Origin of the sequence: Pseudomonas sp. MS15a(2019) (genome assembly GCF_013277805.1) — a bacterium.
Taxonomy (GTDB): domain Bacteria; phylum Pseudomonadota; class Gammaproteobacteria; order Pseudomonadales; family Pseudomonadaceae; genus Chryseomonas; species Chryseomonas benzopyrenica.
The window spans coordinates 215,669-238,760 of record NZ_VBTN01000011.1; the positions used below are offsets into that span (position 1 = coordinate 215,669).

The following is a 23,092-nucleotide window of genomic DNA, read 5'->3' on the forward strand; positions in this document are numbered from 1 at the left end:
TGCTCCGATGAACTTCTCCCAGTTCTTCATCCGCCGGCCGATCTTCGCCGCCGTGCTCTCGCTGATCATCCTGATCGGCGGGGCCATCTCTCTGTTCCAGCTGCCGATCAGCGAATACCCCGAGGTAGTCCCGCCCACCGTGGTGGTGCGTGCCACCTTCCCCGGCGCCAACCCCAAGGTGATCGGCGAGACCGTCGCCGCGCCTCTGGAGCAGGCCATGAACGGCGTGGAGCACATGCTCTACCTGTCGTCCCAGTCGACCGCCGACGGCAAGCTGACCCTGACCATCACCTTCGCCCTGGGCACCAACCTGGATACCGCCCAGGTGCAGGTGCAGAACCGCGTCACCCGCACCCTGCCCAAGCTGCCGGAAGAGGTGCAGCGCCTCGGCGTGACCGCCGACAAGGCCTCGCCGGACCTGGCAATGGTGGTGCACCTGACCTCGCCGGATCAGCGCTACGACATGCTCTATCTGTCCAACTACGCCCTGATCAACGTCAAGGACGAACTGGCGCGACTGGACGGCGTGGGCGATGTCCAGCTGTTCGGCATGGGCGACTATTCCCTGCGCGTCTGGCTCGATCCGGACAAGGTGGCCTCGCGCGGCCTGACCGCCAGCGACGTGGTCACCGCCATCCGCGAGCAGAACCGTCAGGTCGCCGCCGGTGCCCTCGGCGCACCGCCGGCCCCCGGCAGCACCAGCTTCCAGCTGGCCATCAACACCCAGGGCCGCCTGGTGGATGAGGAAGAATTCGCCAACATCATCGTGCGCGCCGGCAGCGACGGCCAGATCACCCGGCTGCGCGACATCGCCCGCATCGAACTGGGCTCCAACCAGTACGCCCTGAGATCCCTGCTGAACAACCAGCCGGCGGTGGCCATCCCGATCTTCCAGCGCCCCGGCAGCAACGCCATCGACCTGTCCAACCAGGTGCGCGCCAAAATGGCCGAGCTCAAGCAGAGCTTCCCCCAGGGCATGGACTACGAGATCGTCTACGACCCGACCATCTTCGTGCGCGGCTCCATCGAGGCCGTGGTGCACACCCTGTTCGAAGCCATCATCCTAGTGGTGCTGGTGGTGATCCTGTTCCTGCAGACCTGGCGCGCCTCCATCATTCCGCTGGCGGCGGTGCCGGTGTCGCTGATCGGCACCTTCGCGGTGATGCACGCCTTCGGCTTCTCGCTCAATGCGCTGTCGCTGTTCGGCCTGGTGCTGGCCATCGGTATCGTGGTGGACGACGCCATCGTGGTGGTGGAAAACGTCGAGCGGAACATCGGCCTCGGCCTCGATCCGGTGGCCGCCACCCGGCGCGCCATGGGCGAGGTCACCGGTCCGATCATCGCCACCGCCCTGGTGCTCTGCGCGGTGTTCGTGCCGACCGCCTTCATCTCCGGTCTCACCGGGCAGTTCTATCGCCAGTTCGCCCTGACCATCGCCATCTCCACGGTGATCTCGGCCTTCAACTCCCTGACCCTGTCGCCGGCCCTGGCCGCGGTACTGCTCAAGGGCCACGACGCGCCCAAGGACCGCTTCTCGCGGCTGCTCGACCGGCTGTTCGGCGGCTGGCTGTTCGCCCCCTTCAACCGCTTCTTCGACAAGGCTAGCCACGGCTACGTCGGCGCCGTGCGCCGGGTGCTGCGCGGCGGCTCCATCGTGCTGGTGCTCTATGTGGTGCTGCTGGGCCTGACCGGCCTGGGCCTGGTGAAGACGCCGACCGGCTTCGTGCCGCCCCAGGACAAGCAGTACCTGGTGGCCTTCGCCCAGCTGCCCGACGCCGCCACCCTGGATCGCAGCGAAGAGGTCATCCGCCGCATGTCGGCCATCGCCCTCAAGCACCCGGGCGTGGAAAGCACCGTGGCCTTCCCCGGCCTGTCCATCAACGGCTTCACCAACAGCCCCAACAGCGGCATCGTCTTCGTGACCCTGAAGCCCTTCGAGGAGCGCCGTGATCCCTCGCTGTCGGCCGGCGCCATCGCCGCCCAGCTGAACGGGGAGTTCGCCGCCATCCAGGAATCCATCATCGCCATCTTCCCGCCGCCACCAGTGCAGGGACTGGGCAGCATCGGCGGCTTCCGCCTGCAGGTGGAGGACCGCGGCAACCTGGGTTACGAAGAACTCTACGCCCAGACCCAGAGCGTGCTGGCCAAGGCGCGGCAGTTGCCGCAACTGGCACCGGAGTCGCTGTTCACCAGCTACCAGGTCAACGTGCCGCAGATTGATGCCCACATCGATCGCGAGAAAGCCAAGACCCACGGGGTGCCCATAGACGCCATCTTCGACACCCTGCAGGCCTACCTGGGCTCGGTCTACGCCAACGACTTCAACCGCTTCGGCCGTACTTTCCAGGTCAACGTCCAGGCCGACCAGCGCTTCCGCCTGGAGCCCGAGCAGATCGGCCAGCTCAAGGTGCGCAACGACCGCGGCGAGATGGTGCCCCTGTCCACCTTCGTCAAGATCAGCGATACCGCGGGGCCTGACCGGGTGATGCACTACAACGGCTTCCTGACCGCCGAGATCAACGGCGCGCCGGCCCCGGGCTACAGCTCCGGCCAGGCCCAGGCGGCCATCGAGGCGCTGCTCAAGCAGGAGTTGCCCAACGGCATGACCTTCGAATGGACCGAGCTGACCTACCAGCAGATCCTCTCCGGCAATACCGCCCTGCTGGTCTTCCCGCTCTGCGTGCTGCTGGCCTTCCTGGTACTGGCCGCCCAGTACGAGAGCTGGAGTCTGCCGCTGGCGGTGATCCTGATCGTGCCCATGACCCTGCTCTCGGCCATCACCGGGGTGATCCTGGCCGGCAGCGACAACAACATCTTCACCCAGATCGGCCTGATCGTGCTGGTGGGCCTGGCGTGCAAGAACGCCATCCTCATCGTCGAGTTCGCCAAGGACCAGCAGGCCACCGGTAAGGACCGCGTCGCCGCGGTGCTGGAGGCCTGCCGCCTGCGCCTGAGACCCATCCTGATGACCAGCTTCGCCTTCATCATGGGTGTGGTGCCCCTAGTGACCTCCACTGGTGCCGGCGCCGAGATGCGTCATGCCATGGGCGTCGCGGTGTTCTCCGGGATGCTTGGGGTGACCTTCTTCGGGCTGCTGCTCACGCCGCTGTTCTATGTGCTGGTGCGCGCCTTCGTCGAGCGTCGCCAGGCCCGTTCCGCCGTTGCTCAGGAGGCCCAGGCATGAAGGCTTTCGCTCCCCTGCTGCTGGCGCTGGCGGTTTCCGCCTGCGCCGTCGGCCCGCACTACCAGGCGCCTACCCCGGCACCGGCCCAACTCAAGGCCAGTCAGCAATCCGCGGTCTATGACCAGGGTCGCTTCGAGACGCTCTGGTGGCGCCAGTTCGAGGACCCGACCCTCAACGCCCTGGTCGCCAGCAGCCTGGACGGCAACCGTGAATTGCGCGCCGCCTTCGCCCGGCTGCGTGCCGCCCGCGCCCTGCGCGATGACGACGCCAACGATCTCTACCCCACGGTCACCAGCCGCGCCAGCAGCCAGCTCGGCAAGGCGCAGCAGCCCGGTCTGACCGAAGAGCGCGTCAACAGCGAGCGCTATGACCTGGGCCTGGACATGGCCTGGGAGCTGGACCTGTTCGGTCGCGTCCGGCATACCCTGGAAGCCAGCGATGCCCGCGCCGAAGCCGCGGCCTCCGACCTCGCTGGCCTGCAGGTCAGTCTGATCGCCGAACTGGTGGACGCCTATGGCGACCTGCGCGGCGCCCAGCTGCGCGAACGCATCGCCCGTGACAACCTGGGTAACCAGCGCGAGGCCCGGCGTCTGACCGTGACCCTGAGGGACGAAGGCATGGGCAGCGACCTGGACGTGCAGCGCAGCGAAGCGCGCCTGGCGGCCACCGAAGCCAGCCTGCCGGAATTCCAGGCCCAGGCCACCCGCGCGCGCAACCGCATCGCCACCCTGCTCGGCCAGCGCCCGGATGCCCTCAGCGTGGATCTCTCACCCAAGGCCCTGCCGGCCATCGCCAAGCGCCTGCCCATCGGCGATCCCGGCGAACTGCTGCGCCGCCGTCCGGACGTGGCGGCCGCCGAACGCCGGCTGGCCGCCGCCACCGCCGACGTGGGTGTGGCCACCGCCGACCTCTTCCCGCGGGTCAGCCTCTCGGGCTTTCTCGGCTTCACCGCCGGACGCGGCTCGCAGATCGGCAGTAGTGCCGCCCGCGCCTGGGGCCTCGGCCCGAGCATCAGCTGGGCCGCCTTCGACCTGGGCAGCGTGCGCGCCCGCCTGCGCGGCGCCCGTGCCGGTTCCGACGAGGCCCTGGCCAACTACGAGCAGCAGGTGCTGACCGCCCTGGAAGAGAGCGCCAACGCCTTCAGCGACTATGGCCGTCGCCAGGAACGCCTGCAGGCGCTGATCCGCCAGTCGGTGGCCAGTCGCGCCGCCGCCGACCAGGCCGAGATCCGCTACCGCGAAGGCGGCACCGACTTCCTGGTACTGCTCGATGCCCAGCGCGAACGCCTGGCCGCCGAGGACCAGCAGGCCCAAGGCGAGATCGAGCTCTATCGCGGCATCGTCGCCCTCTACAAGGCCCTGGGTGGCGGCTGGGACGTGCAGCCCGCCCGTCTCGCCCAGGGTAACGCTTCCCCCGCGCCGGCGCTCTGACGCTGGCGCTTACCCCGACACGCGTGTTCTCTTGCTCCTTTGGCGTGTCGGGTTTTTTCTTCGCACTACCCGGTGCGGCGCCCAGGGTGCCGCACCGGGTGCCCTCCTCCGCACAGATCTGAGCAAAAGCCCGTATTAGAGGTCTTAGTGACACCCGCACAGCGCCTGCCAGGTGTTTGAGACCCGTGCTGGACACGGCGTGCCTGTTTCCTAATATTTTGTAAGGGAGACAGGGCTAGGATTTTGTGGTCTCTCTTTTATTATCACCTTAGGTTATTAAACCTTCGGTTCTTGTACGAAACTCGAAGATCGATTCCGACACCTCTCGCCGTCTTGGCGATCTCTGCGTGGACGCATCGAATGCCGCTCGAGGTCTCGAGGGAGCCCCATCTATCCACCGCCGTGAGGCGCTCAGCTAAAGGATGCAGGCATGGTATTGGCGCTGATCATCGCGTTGCCCTTTCTAGGAACACTGCTATCGCTGGCGACTAATCGCTTCGGGCGGCGTGCCTGTGCCCTGGGTACCGCCATAGCGCCTGCCGTAGCCCTGGCCCTGCTGGCCACGCAATTGCCGGCCGTGCTCGACGGCGCCGTGCTGCTGCAGCGACTGGACTGGCTGCCGGCCCTGGGCCTGAACCTCAGCCTGCGCCTGGACGGCCTGGGCCTGATGTTCGCCCTGATGATCCTGGTCATGGGCCTGCTGGTGATCCTCTATGCCACCTATTACCTGGGCAAGGACGAGTCGGTCGGCCGCTTCTTCGCCTACCTGCTGCTGTTCATGGGCGCCATGCTGGGCGTGGTGCTGGCGGAAAACCTGCTGCTGCTGATGGTGTTCTGGGAGCTGACCAGCCTGTCGTCCTTTCTGCTGATCGGCTTCTGGAGCCACAGCAAGGAAGCCCGCCAGGGCGCGCGCATGGCCCTGACCGTCACCGGCGGCGGCGGCCTGGCCCTGCTCGCCGGCATCCTCTTGATCGGCCATATCGTCGGCAGCTTCGAGTTGACCGACGTGCTCGCCGCCGGCCCGCTGATCACCGGCCATGCCCTCTATCCGCTGGCGCTGATCCTGGTGCTGCTGGGCGTCTTCACCAAGTCCGCGCAATTTCCCTTCCACTTCTGGCTGCCCCAGGCCATGGCCGCGCCGACGCCGGTATCGGCCTATCTGCACTCGGCGACCATGGTCAAGGCCGGGGTCTTCCTGCTGGCGCGGCTCTATCCGGCGTTGGCCGATTCGGAGTGGTGGTTCTACATCGTCACCCTCACCGGCCTCACCACCCTGGTGGTGGGCGCCATCCTGGCGCTGTTCCAGCACGACCTCAAAGGCCTGCTGGCCTACTCCACCATCAGCCATCTCGGCCTGATCACCCTGCTGTTCGGCCTCGACACCCAGCTGTCCACCGTGGCGGCGGTGTTCCACATCCTCAACCACGCCACCTTCAAGGCCTCGCTGTTCATGGCCGCCGGCATCATCGACCACGAGACCGGCAGCCGCGACATGCGCCGCCTGGCCGGGCTCTGGCGCTACATGCCGCATACCGCGGTGCTGGCCATGGTCGCCGCCGCGGCCATGGGCGGGGTGCCCCTGCTCAACGGCTTCCTGAGCAAGGAGATGTTCTTCAACGAGACCCTCAATCACGGCCTGTTCGGCAGCTTCAGCTGGGTCGTGCCGGCGGTGGCGGTGCTCTACGGGGTCTTCTCGGTGGCCTATTCGCTGCGCTTCATCCACGACGTCTTCTTCAACGGCGAGCCACGCGACCTGCCCCACTACCCGCCTCATGAACCGCCGCGCTACATGAAGATCCCGGTGGAGATCCTGGTGCTGCTCTGCCTGCTGGTGGGCGTAGTACCGGGCTACACCGTGGCGCCGCTGCTGGCCGCAGGTGCCAGCGCCGCCCTTGGCGGCAGCCTGCCCGACTACAGCCTGGCCATCTGGCACGGCTTCAACACCGCCCTGGTGATGAGCATCCTGGCCATGGTCGGCGGCGTACTGGTCTATGCCTTCCGCCAGCCCCTGTTCCGCTGGCAGGAGGGACTGCCCGACGTCGACGCCCGCCTGGTCTTCGAGCAGAGCCTGAACCGGCTGATCGGCTTCGCCCAGCGGCTCACCGGGCGCCTGGAAAGCGGCTCGCTGCAGGGCTACATCGCGCTGATGCTGGCGGCCACCCTGGTGCTGCTGGTGGCGGCACTGTCGGGGCTGGACAGCCTCCACGGTCCGGTCGCGCTGTCGCCCTTCGATCCGCTCACCGCCCTGGGCCTGGGCATCCTGATGCTGACCGCGGTGCTGACGGTGTTCTTCCACCGCAACCGGCTCAAGGCCTTGATGACCCTGAGCACCGTGGGCCTGATCGTCTCGCTGCTGTTCGCCCGCTACTCGGCTCCGGACCTGGCCCTGACCCAGCTGTCGGTGGAGGTGGTGACGGTCATCCTGCTGGTGCTGGCGCTGTTCTTCATGCCGGATCGCACCCCCATCGAATCCAGCAGCCTGCGCGGCCTGCGCGACGTCCTGCTGGCCGGCGGCCTGGGCCTGCTGGTGGCGCTGCTGGCCTATGCCGTGCTGACCCGCCCCTACGAGGGCATCGGCGACTTCTTCCTGGCTAACTCGGTGTCCGGGGGTGGTGGCTACAACGTGGTCAACGTCATCCTGGTGGACTTCCGTGGTTTCGACACCCTCGGCGAGATCACCGTGCTGGCCATCGCCGCCGCCGGCGTCTACGGCCTGCTCAAGCACCTGCACCTGCCGCATCCGCTGGTCGACCCCAAGGGCACGCCCTGGTCGCGCGACAGCCACCCGATGATCCTCAACAACGTGGCGCGAGTGCTGCTGCCGCTGGCGTTGCTGGTATCGGCCTTCATCTTCGTGCGTGGCCACAACCTGCCCGGCGGCGGCTTCATCGCCGGCCTGATCACCGCCATCGCCCTGATCCTGCAGTACGTGGCCCATGGCGTGACCTGGACCCAGCGGCGCCTGCCGATCAGCTACCACGCCATCTGCGGCCTCGGCGTGCTGATCGCCGCCCTGACCGGACTGGGTTCGCTGGCCTTCGGTCACCCCTTCCTCACCACCGCCTTCGACTACTTCGCCATCCCCCTGATCGGCAAGACCGAACTGGCCACCGCCCTGATCTTCGATCTCGGCGTCTACCTCGCCGTCGTCGGCGCCACCCTCCTGATCCTCTCCAACCTCGGCCATGTCAGCCGGGACGAGACGGACAAGGACGGCTCCAGCCAGGAGGTGCTCTAACATGGAAATCCTGTTCTGCACGGCCCTTGGGGTCCTCACCGCCAGCGGCGTCTACCTGCTGCTCCGGGCGCGCCTCTATCCGGTGGTGCTCGGCCTCACCCTGCTCTCCTACGCGGTCAATCTCTTCCTGTTCGCCATGGGCCGCCTGCGCACCGGCGTGCCGGCGGTGATCGGCAAGGCCGCCGAGCAAGCCGATCCGGTGCCCCAGGCGCTGGTGCTCACCGCCATCGTCATCGGCTTCGCCATGACCGCCTTCGTGGTGGCCCTGTCGCTGCGCGCCCTCGGCGAGTTGCGTACCGACCACGTGGATGGCGAGGAGCCGCGCCGATGAAGCACTTGATCATCCTGCCGATTCTCGTACCGCTGTTCATGGGCGCCTTCCTGCTCATGCGTCCGCGGCTGTCCGCCAGCACCGCGCGCGGGCTGTCGCTGCTGGCCACCTGGACCCTGCTGCCGCTGGCACTGCTGCTCCTGCAGCGAGCCAACAGCGGTCAGCTGGAGGTCTATGCCCTGGGCGACTGGCCGGCGCCCTTCGGCATCGTCCTGCTGCTGGATCGCCTGGCCGCGCTGATGCTGGTCAGCGTGGCGGTGCTGGCCGCCGGGGCGGCGCTCTATGCCTGCCGCGGCGACGACAAGCGTGGCCCGGATTTCCATGCGCTGTTCCAGTTCCAGCTGCTGGGCATCAATGGCGCCTTTCTCACCGGCGACCTGTTCAACCTCTTCGTCTTCTTCGAGATCCTGCTGATCGCCTCCTATGCCCTGCTGGTGCATGGCGCCGGCCCCGCCCGGGTCCGCGCCGGCCTGCACTACGTGGTGCTCAACCTGGTGGGCTCGGCGCTGTTCCTGATCGGCATCGGCCTGCTCTATGGCCTGCTCGGCACCCTGAACATGGCCGACCTCGGCCTCCGGGTCGCCAACGCCGATCCCGAACAGGCACCGCTGCTGGCCGCCGCGGGCTTTCTGCTGCTGGTGGTCTTTGGTCTCAAGGGCGCCATCCTGCCGCTGTACTTCTGGCTGCCCAGTGCTTATTCCGCCGCCAGCGCCCCGGTCGCGGCGCTGTTCGCCATCATGACCAAGGTCGGGCTCTACGCCATCGTCCGCGTCTTCCTGCTGGTATTCGGCACGGCCGCCGGACCCCTGGCCCACTATGTCCTGCCCTGGCTCTGGCCGCTGGCGGCGGTCACCCTGGCGGCCGGGGTGTTCGGCGCCCTGGCGGCCCATCACCTCAAGGCCCTGCTTGGCTACCTGGTGGTCATCTCGGTAGGGATGCTGCTGACCGGCGTGGCCCTGGGCAGCGTCGCGGGCCTGGCCGCCAGCTTCTTCTACCTGGTGCACAGCACCTGGATCGCCGGTGCCCTGTTCCTGCTGGCGGATCTCATCGCCCAGCAGCGCGGGGCGCAGGGCGATACCCTCAACAGCGGTCCGCAGCTGGCTCACCCACGACTGCTCGGCGGCCTGTTCTTTCTCGGTGCGGTATCCGTCGCCGGCCTGCCGCCCTTCCCCGGCTTTCTCGGCAAGGTGATGCTCTTGCAGGCTACCGGCACCGCCTGGCCGGCATTGATCATCTGGCCGGTGGTGCTGCTGGGCGGCCTGGGCATGATCATCGCCCTGTCCCGCGCCGGCACCACGCTGTTCTGGCGCGGCAACAGCGCCGCCCTGGACGTCCGCCTCGATCCGGTCCAGCTCGTCGCCACCCTCGGCCTGCTGCTGGGCAGCCCGCTGCTGATGGCGCTGGCCGCGCCGCTGCACGGCTACGCCTTGGAAACCGCCCGGCAATTGCTGGACGTCACACCCTACTTCGACATCGTCCGGGGGGTTGGCCCATGAAACGCTGGCTACCGCACCCACTGCTCACCGGGTTGCTGACCCTGACCTGGCTGCTGCTCAACAACAGCCTGAGTCTGGGCCAGCTGCTGCTGGGTCTGCTGCTTGGCTGGGGCATCCCGCTGCTGTGCCAGGACTTCCTGCTGCACGCGCCCCGGCTGCGCCGCCCGGTCCTCCTGCTGCGCTACATGCTGATGGTGGTATACGACATCATCGTCGCCAACCTGCACGTCGCCCGCCTGGTGCTGGGCCGGACCGAGGCGCTCAAGCCGGCGTTCATCGAGGTGCCCATCGACATCGAGGACGAATTCCTGCTCACCCTGCTGGCCTGCGTGGTATCCCTCACCCCCGGCACCGTTTCCTCCGGCCTCAGCGGTGATCGCAAGACCCTGCTGCTGCATGGTCTCGATGTCGCGGACAAGGACGCGGTGATCCATCAGGTCAAGACGCGCTATGAAGCCCCGCTCAAGGAGATCTTCGAATGCTCACCTACGTGACCCTGCTGTGCATGGGGATGATGGGCGTGGCCGCCGTGCTCAACGTCTATCGCCTGGTGAAGGGACCGGACATCCCGGATCGGGTGCTGGCCCTGGATACCCTCTACATCAACGTCCTGGCGATCATCATCCTGTTCGGTATCTGGCTGGCCACCGACGTCTTCTTCGAAGCCTCGCTGCTCATCGCCGTAACCGGTTTCGTCGGCACCGTGGCGCTGGGCAAGCATATGCTGCATGGCGAAATCATCGATTAACAGGGAGCTACCCCATGCCCTTCTGGCTCGAACTCCTGATCTGCGCCCTGCTGCTCATCGGCAGCAGCTTCGCCCTCATCGGCGCCATCGGCCTGTACCGGCTGCCGGACTTCTTCATGCGCCTGCACGGTCCGACCAAGGCCACCACCCTGGGCGTGGGCAGCACCATCATCGCCTCGATGCTGTTCTTCAGCAGCCAGGGCGAAGGTCTCAGCCTGCACGAGTTGCTGATCGCCCTGTTCATCTTCATCACCGCGCCGGTCAGCGCCCATATGCTGGCGCGCGCCGCCATCCAGCAGAAGGTCAAGCAGGTGGAGCGCACCGACGGCCAGCCCTGGCGCTAGGCTGACCGCGCACCTCGCACCGCTCGCCAAAAGCGGTTTTAGCGACCGCCGCTGACCTTGCTGAAGTCCTGCCGCCCGAAGGGATTGGGCTGATAGCCCTCGACGCCGTTCTTGGCCAGCACCGTTACCGTCGGATGAGCCAGCGGTAGCCACAGCGCCTGGTCGTGGATGATGCGCTGCGCCTGGTGGTACACCGTGGCCCGGGCCATCTGGTCGGACAGGGTCTTGCCCTTGCTGATGGCGCCATCCAGGGTCTTGTCGCAATAACGGGCGAAGTTCAGCCCCGACTGCACCGAGGCGCAGGAGAATTGCGGTGTCAGGTAGTTGTCCGGGTCGCCATTGTCGCCAGCCCAGCCCATGAACAGCAGATCGTGTTCGCCGGTCTTGGCGCGGCGGATCAATTCGCCCCATTCGATCACCTGGATCTGGGCATCGACGCCGATCTTCTTCAGGTCGGCCTGCAGCATCTGGGCACCCAACTGCGGATTGGGATTGAGCAGGCTGCCGCTGGGGCGCGTCCAGATGGTGGTCTTGAAGCCATCCTTCAGCCCCGCCTGGGCCAGCAAGGCCTTGGCCCTGGCCGGGTCATAGGGATAGGCCGGCACGTCCTTGGCGTAGCCCCAGGTGGTGGGTGGATAGACATTGTCCGCCGCCACCGCGGTGTCCTGGAACACCGCCTTCAGATAGCTCTGCTTGTCGAAGGCCAGGTTGATGGCCTGGCGCACCTTGATGTTGTCCAGCGGCGGATGGGTGGTGTTGATACCCACGAAGGCGGTCATGAAGGCCGGCGTCTGCAGCACCTGCAGGCTCTTGTCCTCATGGGCGCTCTGCAGATCCTGGGGCTTGGGTGACAGGGCGATCTGGCATTCGCCGCGCTTGAGTCGCTGCAGGCGCACCGCCGAGTCGGGGGTGATGGCATAGATCAGGCCATCCAGCTTGGGCTTGCCGGCGAAGTAGTCCGGATTGGCGGCGTAACGCACCACGGCATCCTTCTGATAGCGCTTGAAGACGAAGGGACCGGTACCGATGGGCTCGTCGTTGAGCTGGGCGGTCTTGCCGGCCTTGAGCAGCTGAGCGGCGTATTCGGCGGAATAGATGGAGGCGAAGCCCATGCTCAGGGTCGGCAGGAAGGTGGCGTCCGGGCTGTTGAGCACGATGCGCACGCCGAGGTCGCTGGTCTTTTCCACGCGCTTGATCAGCTTGGGCCACTGCATCGACTGGGCATGGGGATAGCCGCTCTTGGCCACCGCGTGCCAGGGATGATCCTTGTCCAGCATGCGCTGGAAGCTGAACACCACGTCGTCGGCCGTCAGGGTACGGCTGGGGGTGAAGTAGTCGGTCTGGTGAAACTTCACGTCCGGGCGCAGGGCGAAGTCGTAGGTCAGGCCGTCCGTGGAGATCGTCCAGCTCTGCGCCAGGCTCGGCACCAGCTTGGCTTCGCTGGCGTCGTATTCCACCAGCCGGTTCATCAGCACATCGGCCGAGGCGTTGGTGGTGGTCAGGGAGTTGTATTGCACCACGTCGAATCCATCCGGACTGGCTTCGGTGCAGACGCTGAGCGTGGCGGCCTGAGCCAGCAGGGGCGCGAAGAGCAGAGGCAAGGCGGCGAAACGCATGAACGATTCCTTGTAGATCCGAGGTGGGCAGACGACACGCGCTTAGCGGGCAGCGGCTGACAGGGCGCTGTGGGCGGCCGTCTGGCGGACGTGGATTGAGTGTGGCACGCGCTCTAAACTAGACCACCCGTCCGTCCGTCACAATGCTTCTCACCGACGAACGGTTGACATTCCGGCCAGGCCCACACGGCGGCCGGTCCGTAGGCATTTCATCCGTCGCCCTACCTTGTTATCCCTGGGTGCTTCTGGTATAAAACAGCGCTCTTTTTTCGGGGTATGGCCGCTTCAGGTCCCCGGCGTTTGCCGGCTCTCCCCGTCAAAACAGGAATCAATACAGTTACAAGCGGCCAACCCATGCCGGGTTTGGCATGAGGTTTATGAGGGCTGAGCCATGTCGAGAGTTTGCCAAGTAACCGGTAAGGGTCCGATTACTGGGAACAACGTTTCCCACGCTAACAACAAAACCCGTCGTCGTTTCCTGCCGAATCTGCAGCATCACCGTTTCTGGGTAGAATCCGAGAAGCGCTTCGTGCGTCTGCGCGTTTCTGCCAAGGGCATGCGTATCATCGACAAGCGCGGTATCGAAACCGTACTGTCCGAGCTGCGTAGCCGCGGCGAAAAATTCTAAGGGGATTCGTCATGCGTGAATTGATCCGTTTGATTTCCAGTGCCGGCACCGGTCACTTCTACACCACTGACAAGAACAAGCGCACCAAGCCCGAAAAGATCGAAATCAAGAAATTCGATCCGGTCGTGCGCAAGCATGTCATGTACAAGGAAGGCAAGATCAAGTAATTGGTCGCCCCTTGAACAAGAAACCCGCCTCGGCGGGTTTTTTGTTGCCTGGCGTTTGCGGCTCAGGCGCCTGGAGCGCCGGAGGCCAGCCAGACGGTCACTTGAACTGGCCGGTCAGCTCGCGCAGGGCGGCCTCAGCACCGAGGATCTTCTGCATGCACTCCCGCGCCTTGGCCGGATCTATGTTCAGCCGCGCATAGAGATCCTCAGGAATGGCCTGCGCGGGGCCGTTGCCGATGCCTTCGCCGCGCAGCAGCTGCACCGCGAGAAAGATCAGGTTGGGATAGACCGCCTGCTCGCCCTGGTAGGCCGGGTCGCCCTGGAAGCGCAGCGCCGTCACCACCTCTTCGGGCATCTCCCAGCAGCGCATCAGGGCCGCGCCGATCTGCTCGCGGGTGATGCCCAGCAGGTGATGCTCGATGACCTGGTGATCCAGCTGGCGGTTGGCCTCCAGGTGGCGGCAGATCAGCGAGAAGTGCGGCGGAAAGACATGGGCCAGCACCAGGTAGCCGAAGTTGTGCAGCAGGCCGCCCAGGTAGGCCAGGCCCATTTCCGGCCGCTCCGCGCGCGGCATGGCGCGCGCCAGGCCCTCGATCAGGGCAGCAGTGTAGATAGCCTGTTTCCAGTAGGGCGTTTCCTGCTGGGCCTGGTCGCTGGGCAGGCTCAGGGTCTTGCCCAGGGCAAGACCGAGGGCCAGGTTGATCACCAGGTCAAAACCCAGCACCCGCACGATGGCGTCTTCCACCGAGCGGATCTTGCCGGGCGCGGCATAGTAGGGCGAAGCCGCCCAGCTGATCACCTGGGCCGCCAGGGCCGGATCGGTCTCCACCACATTGGCCAGATCGTCCACCGTGGCCTCGGGATCGACGCGCAGCTTGATGACCTTTTCCGCGGTCTTGGACAGGGGCGGAATCTCCAGGGTCTCTTCCAGACGCTGGCGGATGCGCCGCGCGGTAAAGGCGGTGGCGGCATGGAGGATTTCCGCTTCGTCTCGCTCCGGTTGCCGCAGATTCGGCTGGATACCGGCCGCCGGGATGCCGAAGCTGCCCGCGGTCGCCTGACTCAGCAGACAGCGATAGTCAGATGTTTCCACTTCCAACAGTAGCGAGCGCTCACCGGATTCCAACAGCAGGCGCGGTGCCTCCAGCAGGCGCTCGTCATACAGGCAGGGGGAATTGGTCAGCGACGGCAACCCTGGCAGGACGTCCAATTCGTAGCGCTCCAGGGTCCGCATCAGCCGCTCCGGCGCCACCACCGCCAGTTGCCGCCCGGTGAATTCCACCAGCCGGCGCAGGTCCAGCAGCTGATTCTCGGGCAACAGCACCAGCAGCATGCCGACGCTGTCGCTCAAGAGCACCGTGTGCACCCGGTTCGCCTGCGGCTGACGCGTCGTCGCCGGGACCGGCCGATAGGCCAGGTTCAACTGGGCGAGCAACTGCTGGATCGAAGGAGGGACCTCAGGGAGGGGCGAAGCGAGCGCTACATCGGTCATGGCATTTTCTTCCTCACGTACGCCTTGGAGTATAACCATTCGGCTCCGTAGGTAGCGTCGTCTGTATAAGCTTTGTCAAACCTGGCCGTATTGCTGCCCATGGCGCAACCAGCGCTCCAGCAGCGGAGCGGCATGGCTTGGCCAGCGTGCCAGCAGCTCCTGGGCGGCGTCGCGTACCGCCGGCAGCCAGTGGGCATCGCGCATCAGATCGGCCACCTTGAATTGCAGCAGGCCGGTCTGGCGCGTGCCGAGCATCTCGCCGGGCCCCCGCAACTCCAGGTCCTTCTCGGCGATGATGAAGCCGTCGTTGGTCTCGCGCATGATGGCCAGGCGTTCGCGGCCGATCTGCGACAGCGGCGGATGGAACAGCAGCACGCAATGGCTGACCGCACTGCCCCGCCCGACGCGGCCACGCAGCTGGTGCAACTGGGCCAGACCCAGGCGTTCGGGATTCTCGATGATCATCAGACTGGCGTTGGGCACGTCCACCCCCACCTCGATCACCGTGGTGGCCACCAGCAGCTGCAGGTTGCCGGCCTTGAACTCGGCCATCACCGCGGCCTTTTCCGCTGGCTTCATGCGCCCGTGGATCAAGCCGACGTGCAATTCAGCCAGGGCCAGCTGCAATTCCTCGTAGGTGGTCTCAGCCGCCTGGCAGGTGAGCTCCTCGGATTCCTCGATCAGGGTGCAGACCCAGTAGGCCTGACGGCCTTCGTGGCAGGCGGCGCGCACCCGCTCCACCACTTCCTCGCGGCGACTGTCGGTGACGCTCACGGTATTGACCGGCGTCCGCCCCGGCGGCAGCTCGTCGAGCACCGAGGTGTCCAGGTCGGCATAGGCGCTCATGGCCAGGGTGCGCGGGATGGGGGTGGCGGTCATGATCAGCTGGTGCGGCGCGAGACGGCCGTCGACGCCCTTCTGGCGCAGGGCCAGGCGCTGCTGCACGCCGAAGCGGTGCTGTTCGTCGATCACCACCAGGGCCAGGCGGGCGAAGCGTACCTCGTCCTGGAACAGCGCATGGGTGCCCACCACCATGGGTGCCCCGGCGGCGATGCGCTCCAGGGAGCTGGCACGGGCCTTGCCCTTGAGCTTGCCGGCCAGCCAGGCCACCTCGATGTCCAGAGCGGCGAACCAGCGCTGGAAGTTGAGGAAGTGCTGCTCGGCGAGGATCTCGGTGGGCGCCATCAGCGCCACCTGGTAGCCGGCCTCGATGGCCTGCAGGGCGGCCAGGGCGGCGACCACCGTCTTGCCCGCGCCCACGTCGCCCTGCACCAGGCGCAGCATGGGCTCGGGCTGGGCTAGGTCATGGGCGATCTCGCGCCCGACGCGCTGCTGGGCACCGGTGGGTTTGAAGCCGAGGTTGTCCAGATAAAGCTGTGGCAGGCGCCGGGCCGCCGGCAGGGGCACCGCGCGCTGGGCGCGCAGGGTTTCGCGCAGGCGCTGCAGGGACAGCTGGTGGGTCAGCAATTCTTCGAAGACCAGCCGTTCCTGGGCCCAGTGGCGACCTTCGGCCAGTTCTTCCAGGTCCGCATCCGGCGGCGGTCGGTGCAGATAGCGCAAGGCATCGGCCAGCGGCCCCAGGCGATAGTGCTCGGCCATCTCCGGCGGCAGCCAGTCGGGCAGGGATTCGGGCCCGAGCCGTTCCAGCGTCTGGGCGCTGAGCTGGCGCAGGCGCAGCTGGGTGAGGCCTTCGGTGGTCGGGTAGATGGGCGTCAGCGTCTGCTCGACCGGCGCCGGGGCGTTCTCGTCCTGGGCGCGGTATTCGGGGTGATAGATCTCCAGGCCGGAAGCACCGGGACGCACCTCGCCATAGCAGCGCAGCAGGGTGCCGCGAGCCATCCCGTCCTTTTGCGCCTGGCTGAAGTGGAAGAACCTCAGCGACAGGGTGCCGCTGCCGTCCTGCAGCCGCACCAGCAGGCTGCGCCGGCGACCCATGAGCACCTCGGCGGAGGCGACCATGCCCTCCACCACCGCGTCCTGACCGGGCCGCAGGGCGCCGATGGGCACGATGCGGGTGCGGTCCTGGTAGCGCAGCGGCAGGTGGAAGAGCACGTCCTGCAAGGTTTCCAGACCGACCCGCGCGAGCTTTTCCTGCAGGGCGGCGCCGACCCCCTTGAGGGCGGTGACCGGCGTCGCGGCCAGTTCACTCATGCCGGCTGCACGACGCCCTTGGCTTCAGGCCGCGCCACCGAGCAGAGGCGGACCGAGTCGGCCAGCACCTCGATGGCCTTGGGCCGCGGAAAGCTGGCGCGCCAGGCGATGGCCACGGTGCGATAGGGCACCGGCCGCTCGAAAGGCCGTACCTCGATGATCCCGGGGGCATAGTGGTGACTCTCCACCGCCGAGAACGGCAGCACCGAGACGCCCAGACCCGAGGCCACCATGTGGCGAATGGTTTCCAGCGAGGAGGATTCCACCGTGGAATTCTTGTTTTCCTCGTGCTTGCGCACGGTCGGACAGGCTTCCAGGACCTGGTCGCGGAAGCAGTGACCCTCGCCCAGCAGCAGCAGGCTCTTGTCGCTGAGCTGGTTCTGCGGAATGGCCTTGAGCTTGGTCCAGGGGTGCCGCGCCGGCATCATCACGTAGAAGGGCTCGTCGTACAGCGGCAGGGTCAGGACGTCCGGCTCGTTGAACGGCAGGGCGAGGATGACGGCGTCCAGCTCACCGGTGCGCAGCTTGTCGCGCAGCAGGTGAGTGAAGTTTTCCTCGATGTACAGCGGCATCTCCGGCGCCACCCGGTTGAGTTGCGGGATGAGGTGCGGAAAGAGATAGGGCCCGATGGTATAGATGGCACCGATCTTCAGCGGCGCGGTGAGCTGGTTCTTGCCGGCCTGGGCCAGTTCGCGGATGCCCTGGGCCTGCTCCAGCACCTTCTGCGCCTGGGCGACGATGCCCTCGCCGGTGGGGGTGAGGCGCACGGCACTCTTGCTGCGCTCGAAGATCAGAATGCCCAGCTCGTCCTCGAGCTTCTTGACGCCGACCGACAGGGTCGGCTGGCTGACGTGGCAACGCTCGGCAGCTCGGCCAAAGTGCTGTTCCTGGGCGAGCGTGACGATATAGCGCAGTTCAGTCAGGGTCATAGTCAAATTCCATGGGTGGCCAGGCAATCTTAGCGGCTGTCTCTATCAACGGCCAAGCGCGACGGGCAGCTGCCTGCGCCTTCTGGTTGGACCGCGGGTACGCTCAGGCTACCCTGGCCGTCTGTCCAGGCCTTTGCAGAGGGAAACACCGATGAGCACCATCCTGATCGCCGGTTGCGGCGATGTCGGCAGCCGTCTCGGCCTGCAACTGGTCGCCCAGGGCCACCGGGTCTTCGGCCTCAGGCGCAACGTCGCCGCCCTCCCCGCCGCGTTGCTGCCGGTGGCGGGCGATCTGGCCGACGCCATGCCACCGGCGGCCTGGCCGCGAGAGCCCATCGACCAGGTGGTCTATGCCACCGCTGCGACTCACCATGACGAAGCCGGCTATCGCGCCGCCTATGTCGACGGCCTACGCCACCTGCTGGACTGGCTGGCCGCCTGCGACCAGCGTCCGCAGCGATTGCTGTTCGTTTCCAGCAGCGGCGTCTATGCCCAGGGCGACGGCGCCTGGGTCGACGAGACCGCCCCTGCCGAACCCGAGCGCTTTTCCGGACGCCTCCTGCGCGAGGCGGAGGACCTGGCGCTGGGCAGCGGCCTGCCCGCCACCGTGGTCCGCCTGACCGGCATCTACGGCCCGGGGCGCGAGGCGCTGCTGCGGCAGGTGCGCGAAGGCTCCCGGGTGACCCGCGAGCCGCCGCTGTATGGCAATCGCATCCATGTCGAGGACGCCGCCGGCCTGCTGGCACTGCTGCTGCAACGGGATCGCGAAGGGGTCGCCCTGGAAGCGCTCTATCTGGGCGTGGACGACGATCCGGCGCCGCTGGACGAGGTGGTCGACTGGCTGCGGGCACGGCTGGGCATCACCTTCTGGTCCGACGAAGCCCAGTTGCGTCGCGCCGGCAGCAAGAGATGCAGCAACGCCCGCGCCCGGGCGCTGGGCTGGACGCCCCGCTACCCCAGCTATCGCGAAGGCTACGCGGCCATTCTCGACCGCTGAAACGACAGAGCCCGACACAAGGCCGGGCTCCGTTCTCAGCTAACGATCCACTCAGTCACGCAGGGCTTCACCGCGCGTGGCCTGAGGACGCTCCTCGACCTTGGCGGTGCTCTTCAGGTGCGGCAGGGCGGCCCAGTAGGCGGCGCCCTTCTCGGCGTCGTAGAGGCCTTCCCACTTGGCGATGACCAGGGCGGCCAGGGCGTTGCCGATCACGTTCAGAGCGGTGCGCGCCATGTCCATGATGCGATCCACGCCGGCGATGAAGGCCAGGCCTTCCAGCGGAATGCCGACGCTGCCCAGGGTGGCCAGCAGGACCACGAAGGAGACACCCGGCACGCCGGCGATGCCCTTGGAGGTGACCATCAGGGTCAGCACCAGCAGCAGCTGCTGGCTCAGCGACAGGTCGATGCCATAGAGCTGGGCGATGAACAGCGCCGCGATGCTCTGGTAGAGGGTGGAACCGTCCAGGTTGAAGGAGTAGCCGGTGGGCACCACGAAGCTGGTGATGGCCTTGGGCGCGCCATAGGCCTCCATCTTCTCGATGATGCGCGGCAGCACGGTTTCCGAGCTGGCAGTGGAATAGGCCAGAATCAGCTCGTCCTTGAGGATGCGGATGATGCGGAAGATCGAGAAGCCGAACAGCTTGGCCACCAGGCCCAGCACGCCGAGGGCGAAGAAGCCGATGGCCACGTAGACCAGCACCACCAGCTTGGCCAGCGGCAGCAGGGAGGCGAAGCCGAAGTTGGCCACGGTCACCGCGATCAGCGCGAAGACGCCGATGGGGGCGTAATTCATGATCATGTGGGTGACCTTGAACATGGCCTCGGAAATGCCTTGGAACACGCGCACTACCGGCTCGCGGGTGGCTTCCGGCAGGGCGCCCAGGCCCAGGCCGAACATCACCGCGAAGAAGATGATCGGCAGCATCTCGCCACGGGCGACGGCGGCGAAGACGTTGGACGGGATCAGGTTGAGGATGGTCGCGATGAAGGCGTGGTCATGCTGCACTTCCGCGGTGGTCTTCTGGTACTGGGAGATGTCGGTGGTGCCCAGGGTGCTCATGTCGATACCGGCACCGGGCTGCACGCTGTCGGCGAAGAACAGGCCGACGACGATGGCCAGGGTGGTGACGATCTCGAAGTAGAGGATGGTCTTGAGACCGATGCGACCGAGCTTCTTGGAGTCGCCGACGCCGGCGATACCGACCACCAGGGTGGCGATGACGATGGGCACCACGATCATCTTGATCAGCCGGATGAAGATGTCGCCGGCCGGCTTGAGAACGTTCGCGATCCACCAGGCCTTCTCGGCGCTGAAGTGGTTGAGCAGTGCGCCGACGGCGATCCCCAGCACGAGGCCGATGAGAATCTGCCACGCGAGGCTGAGCTTGGGCTTGGTCATGTACCGACACCTTTGTTCTATTTGGATGGAGTTCGGGACGAACGTCACCGTGCCGGGTCGTGATGCGCAAAGCGCATGCAACGCCCAACCAAAAGGTGCGTTCAGGCTGCGGAAACGGTGCTCGAAAAGGACGAGGAGCACCAAGGCGTCACACTTTTGCCAGAGGGTAACGGGGTATGTCTAATGCCGCTGTAGCCTGCCCTATGCCGATCCGGCATGAGAGGTCCCGAAAGGGCCGCGCAGCATACAGGCACTGGCGCCTTGCACGCCAGGCATACGGAGACGCCGCTCATCGCGGCGTCCCGTGCACGTCAGCCGTTGAAGGTGGAAGGATCCGGACCCAGACGCTTGTCCTGATTCAGCCCGGCGATCTGCCGCAGGTCATCGTCGTCCAGGGTGAAGTCGAAGATCTGCATGTTCTCTTCGATGCGCTTGGGCGTCTTGGATTTGGGAAAGATGATGTTGCCCAGCTGGATGTGCCAGCGCAGCACCACCTGGGCCGGCGTCTTGCCGTGCTTGGTTGCCAGCTGTTGCAGTACCGGGCTACCGAGCAGTTCGCCGCCCTGGGCCAGTGGACTCCAGGCCTCGGTGGCGATGCCCTTGTAGGTGTTGAAGTCACGCAGCTCCTGCTGCTGCAGCAGCGGATGGCACTCGATCTGGTTGACCACCGGCACCACGCCGGTCTCGGTCAGCAGGGTCTCGATGTCGGCCTGGCGGAAGTTGGAGACACCGATGGACTTCACCCGACCCTGGTTGCGCAATTCGATCAGCGCCTTCCAACTGTCGAGGAACAGGCCCTTTTCCGGCAGCGGCCAGTGGATCAGATAGAGATCGACATGCTCCAGGCCCAGCTTGGCCAGACTGGTGTCGAAGGCGCGCAGGGCGCTGTCGTAGCCCTGGTCGGCATTCCACAGCTTGGTGGTGATGAACAGCCCGTCACGCGGCAGACCGGCCTGGGCGATGGCCTGGCCGACGCCCTCTTCGTTGCCATAGATGGCGGCGGTATCAATATGTCGATAACCCAGGTCGAGGGCCGTCTTGACCACCTGGGCGGTCTCTTCGGCCGGAGTCTGCCAGACCCCCAGACCGAATTGCGGAATGTGGTGACCGTCGTTGAGCTGAAGACGGGTGATCGCGGACATGCGTCGCTCCTCTGGAATGGATGGGGTACCAGAGGTGTGACTGGCGGCGGTGGCCTTTTGCTCCCGATCAGTCGAGGCGCATGGCCTCAGGCACGCTGTAGCTTTCCACCCAGCCCAGCACGGTACGGCCATCCCGCTGCAGCTCAATGCGCTTCCAACGCTGGAAGGAACGGGTCTCGATCACCCGCACCTGGGTATCGCCGTCCAGCCGTACCAGGGTGTTGCGGGCGCGCTCGCGACTACGGTCGTAGACGAAGGGCCACCTGAGGACATCGACCGGACCGCGCAGCATCCAGCCCTGCCCTTCTTCGGCGAAGCGAAAGGACACCCCACCCTCGGCGCGCGCCAGGTTGCTGCCCAGCAGCAGCACGGACGCCACGAGCAGTGAGGGGAGGATACGGCGAAGGGTCGAAAGGACATTCGGGGTCATGCAGGCCTCGTCTGTGGCACCAAAAAAACAGCGCCCGAATCGGACGCTGCGAGGGTAGACCCCTTGGTGTGGCAAACGACTGCAGGCTTTGCCCGAGAAATGCCAAATGGCCAGCATTCCCGGACAAAACCCTTAGCGCAATGATCAGGCCGCGCTGAACAGCTTGTGCGGATCGATGACGAATTTCTTCGGTACGCCCGAATCGAATTCGCTGTAGCCGCGGGGTGCCTCGTCCAGGGTGATCACCTGCACGCCGACGATATCGGCGATCTTGATGCGATCCCACATGATGGCCTGCATCAGCTGACGGTTGTACTTCATCACCGGGGTCTGGCCGGTGTGGAAGCTGTGGGACTTGGCCCAGCCCAGACCGAAGCGGATGCTCAGGGCACCCTGCTTGGCCGCGGCGTCGACGGCGCCCGGATCGTCGGTGACGTACAGACCGGGGATGCCGATCTTGCCAGCCACCCGCACGATGCCCATCAGCGAGTTCAGCACGGTGGCCGGGGCCTCGCTCTTGGCGCCTTCGTGACCATGGCCACGGGCCTCGAAGCCAACGGCATCGACGGCGCAATCCACTTCCGGGGTGCCCAGCAGCGCGGCGATCTGCTCGTGCAGCGGGGTGTCCAGGGACAGGTCGGCGATCTCGAAGCCCTGGGCCTTGGCGTGGGCCAGGCGCACCGGGTTGACGTCGCCGACGATGACCACGGCGGCGCCCAGCAGGCGAGCCGAGGCGGCAGCGGCCAGGCCGACCGGACCGGCACCCGCTACATAGACGCTGGTGCCCGGACCGACGCCGGCGGTGACGGCGCCGTGATAGCCGGTGGGCAGGATGTCGGACAGGCAGGTCAGGTCACGGATCTTTTCCATGGCCGCGTCGCGATTCGGCAGCTTGAGCAGGTTGAAGTCGGCATAGGGGACCAGCACGTATTCGGCCTGGCCACCGACCCAGCCGCCCATGTCGACGTAGCCGTAGGCACCGCCGGCACGCGAGGGGTTGACGGTCAGGCAGACCCCGGTGTCCTGCTCCTTGCAGGTGCGGCAGCGACCGCAGGCGACGTTGAAGGGCACCGAGACCAGGTCGCCGACCTTGAGGGTCTCGACGTCGCGGCCCGCTTCGATGACCTCACCGGTGATCTCGTGGCCGAGCACCAGACCTTCGGGGGCAGTGGTCCGGCCGCGCACCATGTGCTGGTCGGAACCACAGATATTGGTGGACACCACGCGCAGGATGACGCCGTGGTCGATACGCTTGCCCTGCGGGGTTTCCATCTTCGGATAGGGGATGGTCTGCACCTCGACCTTGCCCGCGCCCAGATAGACGACGCCACGATTACCGGACATGTTGCACCTCGCTATTTTTGTTGA

19 protein-coding genes are annotated in these 23,092 nt (G+C 66.2%); 11 read left to right on the plus strand and 8 right to left on the minus strand.

Annotated elements, in window-relative coordinates; translation table 11 throughout:
• Positions 1 to 7 precede the first annotated feature (7 nt).
• From FEZ61_RS18175 to FEZ61_RS18210, 8 genes are all read left to right on the plus strand, one after another.
• Positions 8 to 3,184: an efflux RND transporter permease subunit gene (locus tag FEZ61_RS18175; RefSeq protein WP_173149831.1), complete on the plus strand. Its 3,177-nt coding sequence runs from the start codon at positions 8 to 10 to the stop codon at positions 3,182 to 3,184.
• Positions 3,181 to 4,614: a TolC family protein gene (locus FEZ61_RS18180; RefSeq protein WP_173149833.1), complete on the plus strand. Its 1,434-nt coding sequence runs from the start codon at positions 3,181 to 3,183 to the stop codon at positions 4,612 to 4,614. The genes FEZ61_RS18175 and FEZ61_RS18180 overlap by 4 nt, the downstream gene beginning before the upstream one ends.
• 430 nt (positions 4,615 to 5,044) lie before the next feature.
• Positions 5,045 to 7,852: a monovalent cation/H+ antiporter subunit A gene (locus tag FEZ61_RS18185; RefSeq protein WP_173149835.1), complete on the plus strand. Its 2,808-nt coding sequence runs from the start codon at positions 5,045 to 5,047 to the stop codon at positions 7,850 to 7,852.
• 1 nt (position 7,853) lies between these two features.
• Positions 7,854 to 8,183 carry a Na+/H+ antiporter subunit C gene (locus FEZ61_RS18190; RefSeq protein ID WP_017642337.1) on the plus strand — a complete coding sequence of 110 codons (330 nt, stop codon included), beginning with the start codon at positions 7,854 to 7,856 and terminating at the stop codon, positions 8,181 to 8,183.
• A complete protein-coding gene (locus tag FEZ61_RS18195) occupies positions 8,180 to 9,679 on the plus strand; it encodes a monovalent cation/H+ antiporter subunit D (protein ID WP_173149837.1) in 1,500 nt (499 codons plus the stop codon). Before FEZ61_RS18190 ends, FEZ61_RS18195 begins: the two co-directional genes overlap by 4 nt.
• Positions 9,676 to 10,173 carry a Na+/H+ antiporter subunit E gene (locus FEZ61_RS18200; protein WP_026083993.1) on the plus strand — a complete coding sequence of 166 codons (498 nt, stop codon included), beginning with the start codon at positions 9,676 to 9,678 and terminating at the stop codon, positions 10,171 to 10,173. Before FEZ61_RS18195 ends, FEZ61_RS18200 begins: the two co-directional genes overlap by 4 nt.
• Positions 10,158 to 10,427 carry a K+/H+ antiporter subunit F gene (locus tag FEZ61_RS18205; protein WP_007159900.1) on the plus strand — a complete coding sequence of 90 codons (270 nt, stop codon included), beginning with the start codon at positions 10,158 to 10,160 and terminating at the stop codon, positions 10,425 to 10,427. Before FEZ61_RS18200 ends, FEZ61_RS18205 begins: the two co-directional genes overlap by 16 nt.
• A 14-nt stretch (positions 10,428 to 10,441) precedes the next feature.
• Positions 10,442 to 10,771 carry a Na+/H+ antiporter subunit G gene (locus FEZ61_RS18210; RefSeq protein WP_093255117.1) on the plus strand — a complete coding sequence of 110 codons (330 nt, stop codon included), beginning with the start codon at positions 10,442 to 10,444 and terminating at the stop codon, positions 10,769 to 10,771.
• Positions 10,772 to 10,809: 38 nt separating this feature from the next.
• On the opposite strand, the gene FEZ61_RS18215 is transcribed toward FEZ61_RS18210, so the two are convergent.
• Complete coding sequence (locus FEZ61_RS18215; RefSeq protein WP_017642341.1) at positions 10,810 to 12,387, minus strand: ABC transporter substrate-binding protein; 1,578 nt, start codon at positions 12,385 to 12,387, stop codon at positions 10,810 to 10,812.
• Between the two features lie 391 nt (positions 12,388 to 12,778).
• Between FEZ61_RS18215 and rpmB the strand changes: the two genes are divergently transcribed.
• Both rpmB and rpmG read left to right on the plus strand, forming a co-directional pair.
• Positions 12,779 to 13,015 (plus strand): 50S ribosomal protein L28, encoded by a 237-nt coding sequence (rpmB, locus tag FEZ61_RS18220; protein WP_007159903.1) that lies wholly within the window; start codon positions 12,779 to 12,781, stop codon positions 13,013 to 13,015.
• Positions 13,016 to 13,026: 11 nt separating this feature from the next.
• A complete protein-coding gene (gene rpmG, locus FEZ61_RS18225) occupies positions 13,027 to 13,182 on the plus strand; it encodes a 50S ribosomal protein L33 (RefSeq protein WP_007159904.1) in 156 nt (51 codons plus the stop codon).
• Positions 13,183 to 13,279: 97 nt separating this feature from the next.
• Here rpmG and FEZ61_RS18230 read toward each other — a convergent pair whose 3' ends face one another.
• From FEZ61_RS18230 to FEZ61_RS18240, 3 genes are all read right to left on the minus strand, one after another.
• Positions 13,280 to 14,674, minus strand: coding sequence for an aminoacyl-tRNA deacylase and HDOD domain-containing protein (locus tag FEZ61_RS18230; protein WP_026083994.1), 1,395 nt, complete (start codon positions 14,672 to 14,674; stop codon positions 13,280 to 13,282).
• 75 nt (positions 14,675 to 14,749) lie between these two features.
• Entirely contained in the window at positions 14,750 to 16,825 is a 2,076-nt protein-coding gene (gene recG / locus FEZ61_RS18235; RefSeq protein ID WP_017642345.1) for an ATP-dependent DNA helicase RecG, read from the minus strand.
• On the minus strand, positions 16,822 to 17,754 hold the full coding sequence (locus FEZ61_RS18240; protein WP_007159908.1) for a hydrogen peroxide-inducible genes activator: 933 nt from the start codon (positions 17,752 to 17,754) through the stop codon (positions 16,822 to 16,824). Before FEZ61_RS18240 ends, recG begins: the two co-directional genes overlap by 4 nt.
• Positions 17,755 to 17,905: 151 nt before the next feature.
• Between FEZ61_RS18240 and FEZ61_RS18245 the strand changes: the two genes are divergently transcribed.
• Positions 17,906 to 18,751, plus strand: coding sequence for an NAD-dependent epimerase/dehydratase family protein (locus FEZ61_RS18245; RefSeq protein WP_093255123.1), 846 nt, complete (start codon positions 17,906 to 17,908; stop codon positions 18,749 to 18,751).
• 51 nt (positions 18,752 to 18,802) lie between these two features.
• Here the strand turns inward: FEZ61_RS18245 and gltP are convergent, their stop codons facing one another.
• From gltP to fdhA, 4 genes are all read right to left on the minus strand, one after another.
• On the minus strand, positions 18,803 to 20,152 hold the full coding sequence (gene gltP, locus FEZ61_RS18250) for a glutamate/aspartate:proton symporter GltP (RefSeq protein ID WP_093255125.1): 1,350 nt from the start codon (positions 20,150 to 20,152) through the stop codon (positions 18,803 to 18,805).
• 311 nt (positions 20,153 to 20,463) lie between these two features.
• Positions 20,464 to 21,294: an aldo/keto reductase gene (locus tag FEZ61_RS18255; RefSeq protein WP_173149839.1), complete on the minus strand. Its 831-nt coding sequence runs from the start codon at positions 21,292 to 21,294 to the stop codon at positions 20,464 to 20,466.
• Positions 21,295 to 21,361: 67 nt separating this feature from the next.
• Complete coding sequence (locus FEZ61_RS18260; RefSeq protein WP_173149841.1) at positions 21,362 to 21,724, minus strand: hypothetical protein; 363 nt, start codon at positions 21,722 to 21,724, stop codon at positions 21,362 to 21,364.
• A 144-nt stretch (positions 21,725 to 21,868) separates the two neighbouring features.
• Positions 21,869 to 23,068, minus strand: a complete 1,200-nt coding sequence (gene fdhA / locus FEZ61_RS18265) for a formaldehyde dehydrogenase, glutathione-independent (RefSeq protein ID WP_007159913.1) — start codon at positions 23,066 to 23,068, stop codon at positions 21,869 to 21,871.
• Positions 23,069 to 23,092 lie beyond the last annotated feature (24 nt).